The organism is Flavobacterium sp. Root420 (genome assembly GCF_001427905.1).
GTDB lineage: Bacteria > Bacteroidota > Bacteroidia > Flavobacteriales > Flavobacteriaceae > Flavobacterium.
This window is the reverse complement of sequence record NZ_LMEF01000029.1, coordinates 147,815-166,482: the sequence shown is the minus strand read 5'-3', so window position 1 is coordinate 166,482 and position 18,668 is coordinate 147,815. Positions and strand designations below refer to the sequence as shown.

General features: G+C 36.6%; 7 protein-coding genes. 1 reads left to right on the top strand and 6 read right to left on the bottom strand.

Annotated features, from left to right (window positions below; translation table 11 throughout):
• Positions 1-62 precede the first annotated feature (62 nt).
• Positions 63-1,043 carry a hypothetical protein gene (locus ASC72_RS15165; RefSeq protein WP_056192335.1) on the top strand — a complete coding sequence of 327 codons (981 nt, stop codon included), beginning with the start codon at positions 63-65 and terminating at the stop codon, positions 1,041-1,043.
• Positions 1,044-1,492: 449 nt separating this feature from the next.
• Here ASC72_RS15165 and ASC72_RS15160 read toward each other — a convergent pair whose 3' ends face one another.
• The 6 genes from ASC72_RS15160 to ASC72_RS15135 form a co-directional block, all read right to left on the bottom strand.
• Complete coding sequence (locus tag ASC72_RS15160; protein ID WP_056192332.1) at positions 1,493-2,527, bottom strand: hypothetical protein; 1,035 nt, start codon at positions 2,525-2,527, stop codon at positions 1,493-1,495.
• 46 nt (positions 2,528-2,573) lie between these two features.
• Positions 2,574-3,617: a hypothetical protein gene (locus ASC72_RS15155; protein WP_082564351.1), complete on the bottom strand. Its 1,044-nt coding sequence runs from the start codon at positions 3,615-3,617 to the stop codon at positions 2,574-2,576.
• A 1,815-nt stretch (positions 3,618-5,432) separates the two neighbouring features.
• The gene (locus ASC72_RS15150) at positions 5,433-6,077 is read right to left on the bottom strand and encodes a hypothetical protein (protein ID WP_056192326.1); all 645 of its coding nucleotides are present in this window, start codon (positions 6,075-6,077) and stop codon (positions 5,433-5,435) included.
• 96 nt (positions 6,078-6,173) lie between these two features.
• Positions 6,174-6,755, bottom strand: a complete 582-nt coding sequence (locus ASC72_RS15145; protein ID WP_056192324.1) for a hypothetical protein — start codon at positions 6,753-6,755, stop codon at positions 6,174-6,176.
• A 1-nt stretch (position 6,756) separates the two neighbouring features.
• On the bottom strand, positions 6,757-16,662 hold the full coding sequence (locus ASC72_RS15140) for a SpvB/TcaC N-terminal domain-containing protein (protein WP_056192322.1): 9,906 nt from the start codon (positions 16,660-16,662) through the stop codon (positions 6,757-6,759).
• Positions 16,663-16,702: 40 nt separating this feature from the next.
• Entirely contained in the window at positions 16,703-18,667 is a 1,965-nt protein-coding gene (locus ASC72_RS15135) for a T9SS type A sorting domain-containing protein (RefSeq protein ID WP_056192320.1), read from the bottom strand.
• Position 18,668 lies beyond the last annotated feature (1 nt).

The window sequence follows — 18,668 nt, the reverse complement described above, 5'->3', positions numbered from 1 at the left end:
ATTCCCTAATAATTAAAAGATAATAAACCATCTAAATCTACTAATTTCTAAAAACGTTAAGAATGCTTTTTCAGAATATTACAAAATACAAGATAATTCCTTTACTGGCATTTATATTTTGCTCAATTCCTGTCTTATGCTATCCGCAGGCGCAAACATACTCGCCTAAAATTAGGCTAGCCATTGAAACATACGCTTTTGTCAAGGGACAAAGCTCAGCTCTTGAAACTATAGCCAGGCAATTTCCCGCACTAAAACCAAAAATTTTAGCGGCAGAGAAGAATTCAGAAATTTCTATGGCAAGAGCAGAACGAAATATTGAGCGTTTTTTACAAGATGAGCTCACCGGCTCAGAATTTGCTATGCTACAACAACGTATAGATTCTCTACTCGATGAGCAATTGAAAAATCCAATTGAAAAAGAAAAATATGCACTTGATTTTCTTAATAAAATCAGCAACAGACACCGCTCTATTACCGATACAATACTATCAAAAAGTATCCTGTCATTTGTTTATCATGATAATCCACAGGAGGAAATTATCGATGGTCACATTACAACTTTTACAACAAAAGGCCATTCCAAGGCAGATCAAACCACTCTAAAAGTGCCAATACCGAAGAGTTGGCTGGCAGAAGAAGCGCAAATGCGCGAGACAGTGCAGCAATTTACCAGTTATTCTGGAAAGGGTAATGAAAAAATACTAATTGTAGTTTACGATCTCTCTGACGAACAGCATGAAATAGTTCTAAACGAAAAGTCGATTGCACAAATGATACCTCCCCAGTCTAGGCTGATCCGAACAGATGAAGTAAAAATTGATGGCATTCCCGGCATGATGATCGAAGTCGAACAACACCTTAACTATACTGCAAATCCAATGAAAGTACGAATGCTTCAATTTATGTTCACCCAAAATCAAAAAATATACTGCCTTCAGGGAAGTATTGGACCGGTGGGGGTAAGCCAAAATTTGGATCCCCAAATAAAAAAATATGAGCCTCTTTTCCGGTTAATCGCCTCCAAATCTGAAATAGATTAATACCCCGACTGCAAAAAAGATTTTAATAATTATAAGAGGATAAAAAAAAATCATTTTTGAAATGTAATAGGTACATAGAAAATCCAAAATGTCAATTTCATTTCCAGAAATTAAATTTAAAGCCTTGACTAATGAAAATCGGATTTCAGGTACTATTAAGATACAAAATTGAAGAAGCACATTGAAACTCTAGAATCAAACCTTAATCTCGCAAAAACAAAGCGTCCGTTTTGACCAAATTGAGATACATTTCTGGAATACACAAATTGATTTTGATTGGATAAGTCGATAGCAAACTTTGCCTTGGTTGGTGCAGCTGCTACATTATCTGCTTCACTTTTTGCCCCCCTTAACTTCTTTAGTTTAGATAGGTAATCAAGCTAATAATTGGAATAATCACCAAAATTTTAATTGTACATAAAGTATATAAAATGCTTAAAATAATTTATCTATCGTATCTGATACCAGTTAGTGCCATCACTCTGTACTTCAACACAGCTTGAAGCATTGATTGTGTTAACGGAACTCCCGTCTAACTTAATATAACTACCTATGGTTTTTGCAACTACAGCATTATTGACAATGCTATAAATTCGACTCGGTACTGCTGCTGCTACGGGCAGCGTAATGGTAAATAGAGACACAAGTGGAATGATTACTGTTTTATGGGTGTCATTTAATGTCAGGTCTGCGGAAATCACTGTCATGCTATTGGCAATACTGCCATTGACCTGCAAAGTAGAAGTTGGTGCATTAGTAGCAATTCCAAAATTTCCCTCATTAGTAAACCTTCCATATTCAGTAAAAGCGGTAGCAGTAGTATATTTACCAAAAGCGAGATGTGCCGATCCAATATTTGATGTAAACACACGCAGCGCATCGGTCGTACCGGTTTGGGCAGCTGAAACTTTCTCCATACCAAAAGCGTCACCTGTGGACGCATCATACACTGCTGCAATTCCCATGCGTGTATCTTTAGCGAATCCTATCCCAACCGGAGCTTGGAATTCAGGTCTTCCCGAACCCGAAAAAGTAAGATTATTAGCTCCCATCGTTACTGTGCGATTGCCAGTCAGGGTACCATTACTATTATAAATATTGGTTGTCGTTAAAGTTGACCCTAATGTCGTCTTCCATGCTCCGTTAGTATAGACAAAAATTACGGCCTGCCCATTGAGAATAGTAGTGCCTGCAAAGGTTGCATTAAAACCGCCTGTAGTATTATTTGAAATGGTTAATATATGCCCATTTATAGTCGGCGTATAAGCCGTTACCGCAACCGTATTTGTAGCAGTACCCGTAATATTGGCCAGTGAAGTTTGTGTATTAATATTGGCCGCATTAGAAGCCACAGTAAAACTTACCTCCCTGCGGGTAACCGCTCCGTTGACATCTAATGTTGTTCTGGGGTCGGTGGTGTTTATTCCCGTTTGGGCAAAGGAGAAATATGTGATAAAAAACAGCAGCAGAATTTTACTTTTCATTTTAATTGTCCTCTAAGATTATGTAGTACTTTAAAGCAAGTTTTTTTTATTGTATCTGATGCCAGCTGGTAGTACCATCACTCTGTACTTCTACACTGCTTGCTGCACCGATAGTGGTTACAGTAGCCCCGGCTAAATTAATATAACTACCTATGGTTTTTGCCCCAACGGTATTATTGACAATGGTATAAACTCTCCCGCTTGCTGTGTTAGCAGCCGGCAACGTAACGGTAAATGCAGATCCAAGCGGAATGATTGCTGTTTTATGGTTCACAGCTAATGTTAAATTTCCGGAAATAACCGTGATACTAGTGGCAATACTCCCATTTACATGCAAGGTAGAACTTACTCCGTTACCAGTCCAAATACCAAAAAAACCGTTAGTATGAAATCTGGCGTATTCAGTAAAAGCGGTTGCAGTAGTATATTTACCAAAAGCGAGATGAGCTGAAGCTGCATTTGCAGTAAATAAACGCAATGCTGCAGTTGTACCACTCTGAACACCTGAAACCTGGTCCATGCCATACGAATCACCTGAAACAGAAGCATTAGGATATAAAGTCGATATCCCCTTGTATGTGTCTTTGGCAAATCCAAACCAATTTAGAAATTCAACTCTTCCTGTACCTGAAAAAGTAAGACTATTAGATCCCAGTGCAACAGTACGATTGCCTGTCAGAGTACCATCACTGTTGTATAGATTGGATGTTGATACAGTCGACGATCCCATTGTAGTTTTCCATGCGCCATTGGTATAAACAAAACCTATTGCCTGGGCATTAGGAATTGTTGTTCCTGAAAAAGTCGCACCAAAACCTCCTGTTGTATTATTGGAAATGATTAATATATGGCCATTGATAGTTGGAACAAATGCAGTTACTGTTACAGTACCTGTAGCCGTACCTGTAATATTGGCCAGCGAAGTATCTGTATTAATGTTGACTGCATTAGAGGCCACAGTAAAGCTTACTTCCCTGTGCGTAACTGATCCATTGACATCTAAAGTTGTTCTGGGATCGGTAGTATTTATCCCAATCTGGGCAAAGGACAAACAAGGGATAAAAAAAAGGAGTAAAATTTTACTTTTCATTTTAGTCATTTTTGATTATTAAATATTTTAAAGTAGTTCTTTATCAAGTATTTTATTTTTAAATAACACTGGTTCTCTATAAAATTTAAGTGATATATTGACTTGTATTAATCCCAGCTTTTCAGATGATACATATAATTTATTTACCTAAATTAGAAATAAAAATTTTCTTAATGGCTTTTGACCCCTCAACAGTAACTAATTCGATAATCAATATATATCCATTCTCAATCCATTGGTTGAAAAAGAATAATGAGGGCCTGTTCCGGTTTCTTCTTTGACAAAACTACTTTACCTGACATATCATACAGTAGCTGACTTTAAATTTAGCTGCTTTTCATTAAAAATTGTCAACAATTGCGGAGCGTTGTTTTGAGTTATGATAAGACCATTCTTTTTCAAATTTTCTTTTCATTTTGACCATTAATGATTAATTCTACTGATTTTGGCATTTCTGAGATAAACTACAATGTTTTGAGACTTTTACAATTTACTAATTCGTATAATAAATTAGTTAATAAAATTAGAATGTATAGCCATTATTGATTTTATACATCTTTTAGCCTTTCTTACATAATTACCATGTCTGGCTACTCTTTTACTTTTCTTTTCAAAAAATCATTTAAATAAAAATATTATGCCAGTAGAAAAACTAAAAAACACAAGATATGATGGTAAAGCTCTTGAAAAGCAATCAAAAATTCCGCAATGTTATTTATATGTCTCGCAGACAGTAATGGGGAGGGTAACCGCCTGAAATGTTTGTGCGAAAACATTCTGCTTTAGTTGTTGGGCAAAGGTTTGCGTCATTTCTTGCCAGCAAAATTGTTATGACGCTCAGGATAACTCTCAAAATTTTTGACTCCATTACTTCATTTATAAATTAAGATTCCAATAGTGACATTTAATACAGCTTAATTGGATTGATAGTGGGTTCTTTTTGAATAATGACTACCTTTTCAAAACTAGTTTTTTAGGAATATATTCTCTGATCTTGGATTGCCTGATAAGTGGGTAACATTAAATTTTAATTCTAACAATAAAATAAGATCATCTTGGCATTACTATTACTACACTTATAGATTTAAGCATCAAGAATGGTGCAAATACATTAGTTAATATTCAAGATTTTACAGGAAACACAAAAAGACCTCCAATTCACCTAGATGCATCATTTTTAGCAAATGCAAATACAGCTTGGCCAAATAGAGGAGCTTCGACTCATGTTCTTTAACTTTTCGATTGAATAAATAGAGAAAGCCTGTTCATTTTGACATGCCCAAAAAGTCAGACACTATTTGGGGCATTTTTTATGGAAAGAAAAGTTTGGGGTTGCTACCTTTTTGCCACAAAAAGTTAAAGCTGCCATTTTCAGCTTTTTTATTATAAAGTTTTATTAACATTTGATTTACAAAGTAAATTATAGCATTCTTTTTAAACAAGTTAAACATTCAATATTTATAAAAACACTTAAAAATTCCATGGCAAAATCGTGGCACACTAGATTTTGAACCTGACATAAATATTGAAAATTGCAGTATATAAAGGAGGTGTTGGATTTACAGTTCGAATCCCTCTTTCTCCGCGAAGGGCAGCCTTATTCTAATTATCTTTTTTTATTAACAGCTTCGAGTCTTGTTCCTGCTCTTTTAAGGTAAAGCCTGAGAAATCTAGATTTCTAAGGCTTTTTATGGTTCGATAAATTTATTGTAAACCTCTGATTTTGTGAAAATAATAAATGAAATAATTAACCACCAACACATCTAGTTGAATACCAAAAAGATTAAACTGACACATTTTCACCACTAAAATGTTTCATTTACATTTTACTTTTTCAAAAATAGTTTTTAATTGACCCATAACAGATTCCGATTTAAAATCTTCTTTTTCAACTGCTTTAATAAGTTTTGGGCAATCTGCAAAAGCTTCTTTTGACATTTTTCTAATTAATGAATCTGTTCCTATGGCCAAACCGTTTGATGCTGTAGTAGCATAACCAAATACTAATTCTTCGCTATTTTTTTTGCCAAAAAAATAAGCGGTATTGGCAATAGTAACTACATTACTTGTACCACCTGCATTTGGCCGGCTGCCACCTTCCGAGGCAATGCCACCTATTTTTACGTTTTTATCATAAACGATGTAGAACCACTTTTTTTTCTTAGATCTTGAAAACTTGCCTGTTAAAATGTTGGCTGTTGTGGCATATAATTGTTCTGCAATATATTTTTTGCTTTCACCATCTGCGTATTCTATTTTTTTGATGTTGACACTTTCAATTTTTTCTTTTTTAGCTTCTTCATCTGTTTTGAAATAGACCTTAGAATCATCGCTTTCAACCATTTCAGCAAGACCTTTTTTTGTTGATCCGTCTTCCATAAATAAAACAGCTTTAATAAATTTAGCATGTCCAGTTGTTGCAAATAATAGTGTAATTATAAGTAATATTATTTTTTTCATATTTAAATAATTAAACAGTAATTATATAATATAATTACAATTTTCAATGCTAATGAAATTTAAAACGTTAGCATCCCAAACATTTTCCCCATTACGTTAGTCTTTTTTGACTATGTTGCCTTCTTTGTCTGTTATATATGGTTTATGCAATTCATGCCATCTTTTCACAAAAGAGTCAATATTGGCCATATCCTTTTTTATCAAATCTCTTAATTTACTGACTTCTTTTTCAAGGCTACTTTGACTATTTATTTTTCCTAGTATATATTCTGGTAGAAATAACATATAAAACAAAGGAGGCCCCTTATAATCGTCGCTTCTTAATTGCATGCTCGTTGAATCATTAGGCGGAAGATGAAAGTTTATTCCATCACAATCCTTCAAGTCATCAACTGAATTTAATTTTTCGTTGAGTTCAAAAATATTTAAGCTGATTTTTAAACGTTTCTCGCCTTTAAGCATACTTACACTAATAAAATGCAACTGATTTTGATCTGTCAGCTTGCATAATTCATAGGAGTATCCACGAATATTCGAATCGTATTGTCCAAACCAAGAAGTTTTAAATGGCGATTTTACATAGCCGTTCTTTTCCAGCTCAGGAATACCATAATTTTTAAAAATAGCATTCCTTGCATCTAGAAGTTCCTTATCTGATATTTTAAAATTATCTTTCATATTAATCTTTTTTATTTCTTTGAGCAGCTACACCTCCTCCAGCGCCGACGGTAGCTGTTTTGGCAGCATTTCCAAGACCCTGACTGGTGGTTCTGTCTATTATAACATTAGCACCTCTGTTAATGGCAGTTCTCTGATTTCTTGTTAATCCAGATGTGTTAAATTTACTTTCGACTGTTATTTTTCGTCCTGTAAATATATTTTTCATATCATGGTCAAATAATGCTTTAGCTTGTCTGCCAGTCGGAGTTCTGCCCCCGGTCAAAACTTCAGCTTTACCCTGACTAACATAACCTCTACCTTTATATTTTATTTCGGTAATAGCTTCTCCTAATTTTCCTTTAGCACTTCTGGACAAATTGTTTGTTGAATTTTTAACAGCGTTGCCCACCAGTTTGCCTCCAGCTCCTAAAACAGCACCTACAGTACCATCAATAACTACATCTCTAACAGTTGTTTTTTGCCCCTGAATTGCTCGGCTTGCAGCACCTCCAACAGCATTAGCCCCTCCTGAAACACCCGCTGTCACAAGCAAACTAGCACCTCCTGTAAATCCGGCGGCGCCTCCTACAACAGCACCTTGTACAGCTGCACCTCCAACGGCTCTCCAGTTATCTACTTTCCCGTTTTTATATAATTGAGTTCCTGCTTCTATTGCCCCGCCAATAATTCCTCCTATTAAGGCACCTGCTGCTGCGGTTGCACAATTTGGGCATTCTCCATCAGGGTCTATATATTTTACAGGATTATTGTATGAGAACGTATAGGATGCTAAGTTAAATGAATTAAATGCACCTCCATTAGTAGATTCAGGCTCATCAAAAAAGTCTTCCTTCATCATTAAAGGATCGGCACTCAGCCATAAACTAGCCTTCATGTCCAGATATCTCGCTCCATAATAACTTAAGTTTGTTTCTCTGTCCAGCTCCTTACCATTGAACAAATAAGGAGAAGAAAACGAACTTGAATGCTCCTCAAACAAAATCTCGCCAAAAGCAATATACTCTACGTGCTGTGAAATTGAACCATTTTTGGCTGTAATATAGGAAGTACTTCCCAGATGATCGGCATGAAAATAAAAAATATCATTCTCAGGCATTCCGATACCTGTAAAACCTTCTCCAGCTTTTACCGTTGTTGGCTCTATAGGCGGGCCAAATTGCACAGGCGGTCCAGGCACATCTCCCGGCGAATTAAAAACAGGATTTCTCGGCCATCCTTCCGGAGGTTCCTGATTTTCCTCAACAGGTTTAAGCACCTCACTCGGATATGGATTTCCTGTAAATTCCGGTGTAGCATAAATCCCTTGTTGTGTCGGAGGTCCCGGCGGTAATCCAAGACTTCTCACATAGGCATCTAAGGCTTTTTGCTGTTCAGCGGTAAGATTAGTGTAATTAACTCCTCCCGCTGTTAAACCTAACGGCTGGGCAAAAGCTCCGTTACCCAGTTTACTGACAATCCGCCCGCTTCCTTCAAAATAATGTTTGGTAAATTTACCTTTTCTTATAACAAAATAAGGGCTTACATAACCCGTATAATCGTCCGTATGTATAATTGTCGCGGCAGTTTCTCCATTGATTGCCACGTTCTGAGAGTCTCCTGAACTTTTAATTACACGTTCTCCGTTACTATCATATGAATATTGGTAAATTCTTCCATTATCGTTAATTCCCATTAAACGGTTTTCTTCGTCCCAAGTCATTTTTCTGAAACTTTGGGTCTCAATATAACTGGTTGGATTTCCGTTTCCATCATATACATATTCACGCGGATCTTGTTTTGCAGTTTCTGCAATTTTACTCGGCGCATGCGGATGCAGTTCGTTATCGTAGCTGTAATCCAAAACATATCCTTTTTGCTTGTTATTTACAGTATGCAGCAAATCTTTTTTCGTAATACTATGTATTTTATTATACGTCATATTAAGCTCATAATTTGCTTTTGTAAATTCACCCTGATAAGTTCCTTTTGCCGATTTTAATCTATAAAAATCATCGTACTGGTATTCCTGCAAAGATGTTCCTCCTAAGGTATTGTTTACTATTGGAGCTGTATTTTTAATGTTCAATACGTTTCCAACCAAATCATAACCGTATGAATTGTTTATGACTTGTCTAACACCGCTTTTTACCTGTAGCTGTTGTAATCTTCTCATTACGGCATCATAGGTATAGTTGGTTTCGGTATCATTACCGTACTTTAAATATTTACGTTGTTCGAATTCATCATAACTTAATTGTTTGATATAATCGTAGGTATGACTTTCTTTTTTACCCTGCATGCTTTGCAGGTTTCCTGCGCGGTTATAGGTATATTCTACAACCTCCCCATCCGGATAAGTCATTTTCTGAACTCGATTCCATGTATCATATTCAAATTGCGAAATATACGTCTGCACATCGGTAGCCGTAATACGAAGTGTACGTATTTCTTTCTCTATCTCGCCCAGTTTTCCAAAGAAAAATTCCTGCCCTCCCGTTGCATCCTGAACAAACCATAACCTGCCGCGTCGAGATGGAGTTCCGTCGGCTTTGCCATAATTATACTGTACATTATTCTGAGGATTTTTAGGATATTTTATAGTTTCCAGACGGTTATAATTATAAACATATTCGATCGCACCGCCATTTGGAACCGTGTTTTTTAAATCTTGTGTCATACGTTTGGTTAAGTTACCTGCCAAATCATATTCCATGGTCGTTGTTCCCGCGTCAGGATGTGTAAACTCTATTCGTTTTCCTATCCAGTCGTAGCTAATTTTGGTAGCATGATCCATAGCGTCAGTTACCTTAATTGTTTCTCCTAACGCATTAGTTTCAATCTTTGTAATTAAATCATTTTGTATAACGGCGACATTTTGCCCGGTAGCATCTGCATAAGTCTGACTTGTTTTGTTTAAAGCATCTCTTTGCGTGGTGCTTAAAACCGGCAGGCCATCATAATTTACAATAGTATAAACAGTGGTATTAGTACTTCCGTCTGGCAATGTCACTTTTATAGGCCTGCCTACTTCATCATAATCGGTTTTAGTTGGAGCTACATTTGAGAGCGCTGTACTGAAATTGTTATCTATAGTCGTCGTCGCTGTTGGATAATAGGTTGCTATTGGTCTCTCTAATCCATCATAAACTATTTTTCCTGAAACTACATGCGCTTCCTGATCCGGACTGCCTGGCTGAGTAAATAAACTTGCCGTTTTTTTAACCTGTAAAGGTCTTCCTAACCCATCTGTATAAGTATACGTCTCAATGTCTTTGTCTAGTTCAGGATCATAATTTCTGGTTTTGGCATACGGAACTTTTGCTTCCGGAAAATATTCGTAAGCAATTGTATACGGTTTACCAGAAGCAATTTCATAAGGAGCCTTTATAGTCGCAGGACGTCCTTTAGCATCTATCGTATAAATAGTGCTTTGATCATTACGATCTGTCGTTTTAAGCGGTGTCCCAAAACGATAATCAAATTCTACTTTATTTTGGTAGCCAAATGCATCTTTTATCTCGGTCATGTATTGATGATTATCTGCATCATATACATACTCTAATGTCATACGCTGCCCTTTGTGATTTACAGGCCCTGTAATTTTTTCGAGGTTTCCGTAACTATCATAGGCGATGTCGGTAACGGCAATTTTATCTGCTGCACTATAATTTCTAATTTGCGTTAATTCTGCCGTCGTGGTATTAATTGTAGTGGCCCTTTTACGACGTAAACCTTCCGTAGTAAAAACTTCTAATTGTTTTGCTATACCACCATAATAGGGTGTTGTACTTTCATAATAGCTTATTTTTGCTGTTACCTTATCAGCAGCAGAGCCGTTTCCTAAATCTTCGTACTGAATAATATTTCCATTAGCATCATAGGTATTAAAAATATTTGTTTCTAAATAATCACTGCCTGCCTCGTATACTTTTTGATTGGCATGAACGAGTCCCACAAAAATGCGTTTGGCATCACACGAAGGCAAATTCAATTCTGAAACCGGGATATTTACCTGCGTAGTCACATCAATCAAACTGTACTGGTTTTCAGACTCTTTGCGCATTTTTCCGTTCTTGTCTAAAGTATAACTATGTTTTAAAAGATTCTTTCTGAAATAATCCTGATTGTAAAATTCCTGAACGGTTGTTGAGAAAAGCGAATTATCGGCCGCATCAATTTCTTCCTCAATTACTTTTTCAAAACCATAAAATTCCCTTTCACGACGATCATGATAACCATTTTCGTATCTAAATTTAACTATCGAGTGATCGATACCATCACCAACATGCCCATCGAAAACGTCAACAGATTGTAAAACCCATTTTGCAGAAGGATTGTCATAACTTGGCTTTAATAATTCATAATCTACAACATAACTATTTCCTGCACCGTTTGTAACACTTTTTAGTTTGTTGGTTCTTTTGATATTTGATAATTGCGCCGTTAAGTGACCATCATCTTTAGAAACGACATAATCCAAATTTCCGTCACCATCAATATCCGTAAAAGTACCTTCAGAGCGGTTTGTGCTCCATCCTTTATTTCCTCCAATAGTTGGTGTAATACGAAGTAGCCAAACAATAATATCAAATGAAAAATTTGCATTCATTCCGTAGCTTACTCCTTTGTTTTGGTTCATTTCGGCAAATCTTGGGTACACAATTGGTGCATCAAAAGAATTTCCTAAATTTAAGGAAACCAACATGGTATTGCCCACATATCTTATTTTATCAGCGAGCCCGTCCCCGTTAATATCCATAAAAGATTCATCACTATCTGATTGAGATCGGGCATAATTAGCCCCTCCGGAAATCGAACCTTGTTTGATACTAAAACCTAAACCGGCGCTCCAATCGGTTGAATTACCTTTATTTATAGTATTAAAATTCCAATTTTCGACTGGTAAAAAACCATATCCTGTATTTAAAAATACATCTCCGGAATCTGCTATTTTATCAGGTAATCCGTCGCCATTAATATCACTATGCACCATTGTCGAGCGGTCTTCACCTTTTCCCTGCGAAGCGCTTACAGAAATGCTGTTTCCTCCTTTTTCAGCTTCTTTTGAGGCTGTGCCTTCTGCTGAATCTTTTTTAACGCTGGCCTTCCCAATAGTTACACTCAATGAGTTGGATGGTGCACCGTGGCTATAACTTCCGCCAAAATTAGGTCCTTCAGAACTTGTTTTAGAATGACTGAAATTATCTCCTAAATTAATTACTTCATCAGAAACAGCCCCAACAGGTATTGTCAACTGTACATTTCCGCCCCTAATATAATCCGGGAATCGGTCACCGTTAAAGTCGCTCATGGTCTGGGTTACATATGAATCTCCATCAATAGATTTACTGTAACCTAAATTACCCGGACCTACAGAAACCCCTGCTGAGATACTTTTACTCTTGCTCTCGCTGATCATATCAAGCGCCGAGGTGCTACCACCCACCAAAGTTGGTAAAGAAAAATCCGTATAATCTGAAATGTCATCTTCTCCTAATCTTGAAGTTCCAATGGTTGGTCCTTTTATAAAAATAGACTCTTCCAGACCTTCCCACTTCATTTTTGCATACGACGGATTCAGGGAAACAAAATAACTATCGGCAATTTCGTATCCTTTTCCGTCATAATTTTCAGGATCGGTATTATTCAAATCAGGCTCTGTATTGTAAGCATCTGATTGTTTTAGTTTGGTCTGGTCAATTGTATTAGTGGCAAGATTTCCGTTTATAACAAATCCTCCCCAATTGCGCTGATACAATCCTAAGGTTCTTTCATCAGGATTTAAAAGGCTGTATATCGCAAAATCATCTGTAGCAGCATTCCATACCACATCATCTGTCAGATCCGCTATATTTTTTAAATCCGTTGCCTGAACCTGGATATTCAGGGCATTCAGCTTTGGATAATTTCTAAGAATAGTTACCGATTGCGGATTTGAAACCGTAACCTCTAATTGAATAGAAGCTCCCGCTATTGCCGATGGATAATCAACCGAATTATCAAAAGTATTGATTATTTCTGTCAATGTTCCCGCGGTAAGCTGGTAGCGTTTGCGCGCTAACAGCACATTATTTTGTTTGGCCGAAATAATTACCTCTCCGTTATAATTATCAACCGTTCCCGCAGGAAAAGGAGATGCCAGCACTAAATCCAGTGGCAATATGCTTAATTTTATTTTTCCGCTAACTGTTGAAGTAACACCTGGTATGTTGTAATTCCCTTCCCTTTTGTTATACAGCAAATGAGAAACTTCCATTGGAACTTCCTCCGCAACTCCACCGGGAATGGCTGGTACTATAACGGTTGGTGTAAAAGAAATGCTTTGCCAATTGATATTGGTTTGTGTTTCTAATGCCATGGTCACCTGCGTTTGAGCTTCGAAGGCAGGCAGATTTATCGATGCTAAATTAAAAGCAGCAACTTCATTTGCTAAAAAAGTCTTTTCAAATAAAACTACCGGCGGATTGGTTTGTTCCAAATAATTTTTGGTTATCACCAATTTAATATGATCTGACGTAACGGGTTTATTTAATATTCCTTTAAACAAAACATTTCCGGCTACCGGAATAGCTTTTCCAGCCATAGAACTGCTAAAAAAATCAGTACTCGCCTGATAGGTTGCCAATGAATATAAATTAGCATCTTTTAGCGTTCCAGGAACCGTAAAATCACTATCCACTACATTTCCATTAACGTCTCTGTCGAATTGTTTTACCTGTGAATAGGTAATAATCGGGTCCCAAATAACCGCATCAAAATTCCCGTCTCGCAGAGCGCTTACCCTAAAATACAGTCGCTCTCCTTTTTCGACAGCAATTGCAGTATTTTGCCTGGTTTTGATATTGTAATCTGTTGCACCAATGGCTTCGTTCCAAAGTAGCTGAGTTCCTTTTTGAAAGTATAAACGAACACCGTCTGCTTTATCAGCGCCTGCATTATTGACGTATTCTGCACGGGCTTTTATTCTTTCCGGTGTTGATTCCTGCACTAATTGATATTGATGCGAAATGGAAATAATTCCTTTTACAGGAGCTTCCCACATACGCACTACATCATGCAACGGATTTTGTTTTTCTATTTCCTCAATCGAAATTGTACTGACACCGGGAATTGTCACGTTTCCACCTCCAAAAACAGGTGATGGAGTTCCGGTACTGCTAGTTTTAAAAGTCGGGATTCCGTTTTCTAGTCGGTTATAATATACTTGTCCATTACGAACGAAATCTATTAATCCATCTCCATTAAAATCCATGAAATATGCCTTGGTTTTATTGGTCGAACGCTGCTGGTCGTAACCGATGTTTCCAAATTTTAAATTTAAATCGACACCCCAATTGAATGAAGTCGATTTTGAGAATCCAACATCGCTAATATTAATCTCCTGTAACTCTCCAAAAGCCAATTGCCCTGAGCCTGCAAGATTTTTTCTGTAGTAAACTCCATTTTTATTTTTGAATACTTTATCGGGTAATCCGTCACCGTCTAAATCTTCTAATGTAACTGTAGTGTCAGATGTCCCCCAATTGTTTCCTCCATGCCCTCCAACGGTAAATCCTTTGAGGCTTCCTGCATTGGTTGCTAAACCTATACCAAGTCTATAACTAATACCTGTTGTTGATCCCTCGGTGCTGCTTACTAAGGAATGTTTTCCGGAAAACAATGCATCACTGAAAGATGGGATTGAACTGTTTCTTAAATTATCGTTCGGCACATTCCAACTCTGTTCAGGCCCAAATGGATTGTATTTTCCTGAAGCATCTCGAATATCATCAAAATAATCTAATTTATTTGTATAAAATAAGTTTGACTCCGAATCATATTCTGAAATCGATTTTAGCAAAGTCTTTTTAAAAGCACCTTCTTTATACTGCAGTTCATAACTGCGAATCATATCATTTTTATAGCGTATTTCTATTTTTCGCAGTAATTGATTGTATAACTGTTTGAAACCTAATCGTGCTGAAACCTGAACGTCAGGGCGATTTGCTTCTCCTAAATCCCCATTTTTTACAAACGTAACACTGTAATTTCCTTTTTGAGAACCAAAACCGGTATAGTATACTTTTTTAAGATAAATCCCTCCATCGCGTTTGTCATACTCGTATTCTACAGTATTTCCATTTAAATCGACCTGAAGGCAAAGTGCCCAATATCCGACATTTCCGTTTCCATCCTGCAAAATACCATTTGTGGCAAGTCCTGAAGTTGTACCACCGTAATAACTCGCAGTACCGCTTTTATCTTTTACCACCCAATAATAGTTTTTAGGTGAAGATCCTTTACGGATAATTTGCTGAAAAGCACCTTCACGTCTAGGATAAAATTGTTTGTCTGACGTTCTTCCGATCCATTCTGCTCTGTGTGAATTCGGAATCAAAGCTTCTCCGGCAACTGTATAGGTTTCGGTTTCTTTGGCTGTATCATATCTCGGTGCTCCCCAACGGGTTTCTATGCTTACGGCTGGTGCTGAAATATCCCAGCCCATTCCTGCCCAGCTGTGCCCGCCGTCACTGTCATATTGAAGATTTAATGATGGCTGCATTCCGCTTCTTCCGCTGGGAAGTACAATAGAAAAAGATGTACTTGCTGTTCCTCTTCCATTTGCTGAGGGCGTCTCTATAGACTGAATCCCGAGCAGTGGACTAGCCGCTTTTAAATCTTTAATACTCGTTGAAGTATAACCAGAAGTTTCGGGAGATTCAGGCATTTTTACAATTCCAGCGATAAAATCGGTAAAATGCGTTGTTTTTGCCTTAATGATTCCTTGTTTAATGTCCAGTGAATCTTTGGCAAGTTCTTGCCATAGTCTCTTATTTTCATCAAAATAAAATACATTGATATCTTTTTCTGTATAACCTTCAGGAATTATTTTTTTGTCGTATGGTAATGATAAGGTTATGGCTTTTTCAAAAATAGTTCCGTGTGGCAATAATCTAAAACCTGCATTTATTCCGGTAACATTCACCATTGCTGAGTTTAGCGGCGCAATGTCTATCTTTCGTAAACCGCTAACAGAGACCGTTACATTGTTTTTTAGAGCTCCAACTGGAAAAACAGCTGAAAATTCTTTGTATGCTAATTTGTTTTCGGTTTGAAAATCAATTGTTTTGAAAGTGCACTCTTTTGCATTTTCAATAGGTCTGAAAGTAGCAACTTTTAAAAAATACTTTAAATCTAACTTTTCATTGATGCTAACTCCGCTTGTTGTTTCTTTGGTAACAACAATAGAATTTCCAGTGGTTGCAGCGTCTAAAACTAATTCGAATTCAGGCTGGTTCAGATCAATAGCAATTCCGCCGATGCTTAGTTTTTTAATTTTTGAGGGGAAATTAGCCCCTTTAATATAAAGTTTTTGCTCTGATTTTAATAATGTAAAATTGGTTGAAGCAAGAACAGATTTGTAAACAATGCGGACATTTTTGATTTTATATGAATTTGAAGCACCCTCAGGAGCCGTAAATAACAAAACATTATCTCCTTCTCGCAATGATTTTTCCGAAAGTAATTCAGATTGTTTGGTCCAATTTTTATTTTGGGATAAAAATTGTCCTCCAATACTGGGCTGATTGTTTAAACTTCTTGAAATTGAAGCCGCCTGATCGTATCCGTATAATTCATATTCCAAATAAGCATTTTCTGCATTGGATGGCAATACATCAACTTTAAGATGAAAAACGTTATCATAAGCTTCATCAATTTCAGAATCGTCGGCAACACCAATTATTCCCTCTGCAATATCTGCAGAAAATGATTTTGTGCTTTTAGTTTCGTTTTTAGCAATAGCAATCGAATCTGTTTTTGAAACAGCCAATTCTTTTTCAGAAATACTTTCAGTAAATAAAGAAGCTATTTTATAAGGTCCAAAATTTGCTGCGAACAAAAATGTACCTATTAAAAACACAAGTATTATAATTTTATTTTTCATAAAGCAGGTAATCGATTAAAAGGATCGTCTTATTTTTAAATTACTTCACAATAACTTTAAAAGTTTTTGTGCCAAATTCTGAACTAACAGATACCAGATACATTCCCGTTGAACTACTAATAACATCATCATACAAATAAGTTTCTATTTGAGTGAGGTATCTTTGTTTTATAAGTGCTCCTGTTGGGGAGTAAATATTAATATTTGCATCTGTCTTGTGTGGATATTGCATCGCAACAGAAAAATGACCATCAGGCGTTGGGTTTGGATATAAAATAATAATACTTGAATCTGTAATTTCTTTTCCGTCTGTCCCAACTGCAATTTTAGTAGCAGTTTTGCATTGCTGACCGTTTAACAATCGAAGCTCATAAGTACCAGCCTGATCAATCATAATTTTAGGATTATTATCTATAAAATCTCCTTCATAAAGCCATTCATATTGATAGTATCCTTCCGGTAAACCGGCACTGGCGTCTAACACCAAAGCGTTTCCGTTCGTTAAAAGATAATCTGATTTTAACTTAGGAAATGTTCCTTGTTTATCAGCCACAAAAACGGTTTCAGAGTATAAATTTCCTTTTCCGTCTCTCACGATATAATCATAAGTTCCAGATGAAAGCTGCAATCCTGTACTGCTTTTGGCAGCCTGATTCCATTGTTTTACAACCGCTTCGCTTCCTTCTTTTTTAACCGTTACTGTAAAAGGCGCTTCACCGCCTTCTATCGTATAATTCAATTCTCCAGATCCGGCTACCCCACAAGTTGCTTGGGTAATCCAGACTCTGCTAAACATTACAGGCGCTACTTTTAAAGTAAATTTGGCTTTGCCAGATTTTTGTTTATCCCAGTTAAAATCATTCAAAACCAACTTTTCTGTACTCGAAGTGCTGGTCAAACGAACGTATTGCGAATCCTTTTCATCATAAGTTCCTTTACCGGAATAATCGACCAAAAGCCAGTAGTAAGTATCCTTTGGAAATGTTCCTTTTATAAAATTAGGGTTCAGCGACCAATCCAGACCTAGATCGCTTGGATTTGTAAAATCCAATTGCCATTCTCTCGCAATTCCTATTGGTTCTCCTTGTTCTTGTTTTTTGACTAAGAGATTTTTTCCGTTATCACTCCAAAAAGCAAAGTAGTTATTGGGAATTGTACCCGATTTACTTTTCAGTTCCATCGTCAAGAATCCTTCTTCGATCATGTTGCTGCTCTTTAACTGCAGTAATCCGCTGGCATCATCTCTTCCAACTCCGGTAATGGAGGAATCAAAGTTCTTATGTTGGTCGATATCCCAAATAATTTCCCCCTGACTGTTGAGATAGTTTTTACTTTCAAATTGCGAAAGCGAAATTCCATATTTAATACCGAGATAACTGGCTACTTTTTGGGTTTCTTTGCCCGATAAAACCCTGTTGTAAACCAGAATTTCACTTATATTTCCTTTAAACTCTTCAGGAGGTAATTTCTCGAATTTAGATTTTTGTCCAATAGTGAGTGAAGATAACTTTGCAACACTATCAGTAATATTCTGTTGAAAAAAATGAATGTTGGCTTTATGGGGTTTTATTTTTTCCTGATAGGACTGGTACGAATATCTTTTTAAATCGACTAATCTTTTATTGGTTGCCACAGAGAGTGTTTTTTGAGGATCATTGATCGTCCACAAAAATTGCTCTTTCAAACTATCTTTTACTTTATAGACCATAAATAAAGTCTGACGCCTTTTACTCTCTACGCCCAAAGGTAAAATCAGGGAGTCCTGAGCTGTATCAAAAACAATACTAGGATTAAAATTAAAAGTCGCTCCGGTCTGCTTTTTTGCTGATATTTTCCCTTCCTTATTAGTAAGGCTTTCCCAGTAATAGGCATCAGCGTTGTTTCGGGTTTTAATCCAAAAAGAAGGATCTTCGACTGCTCCGGGCAATACTTTTTGCTGAGAGAACACCAGATTACTTGCCGATAAATTTATAAAAGTCAATGCTAAAAAAATCTTTCTATACATA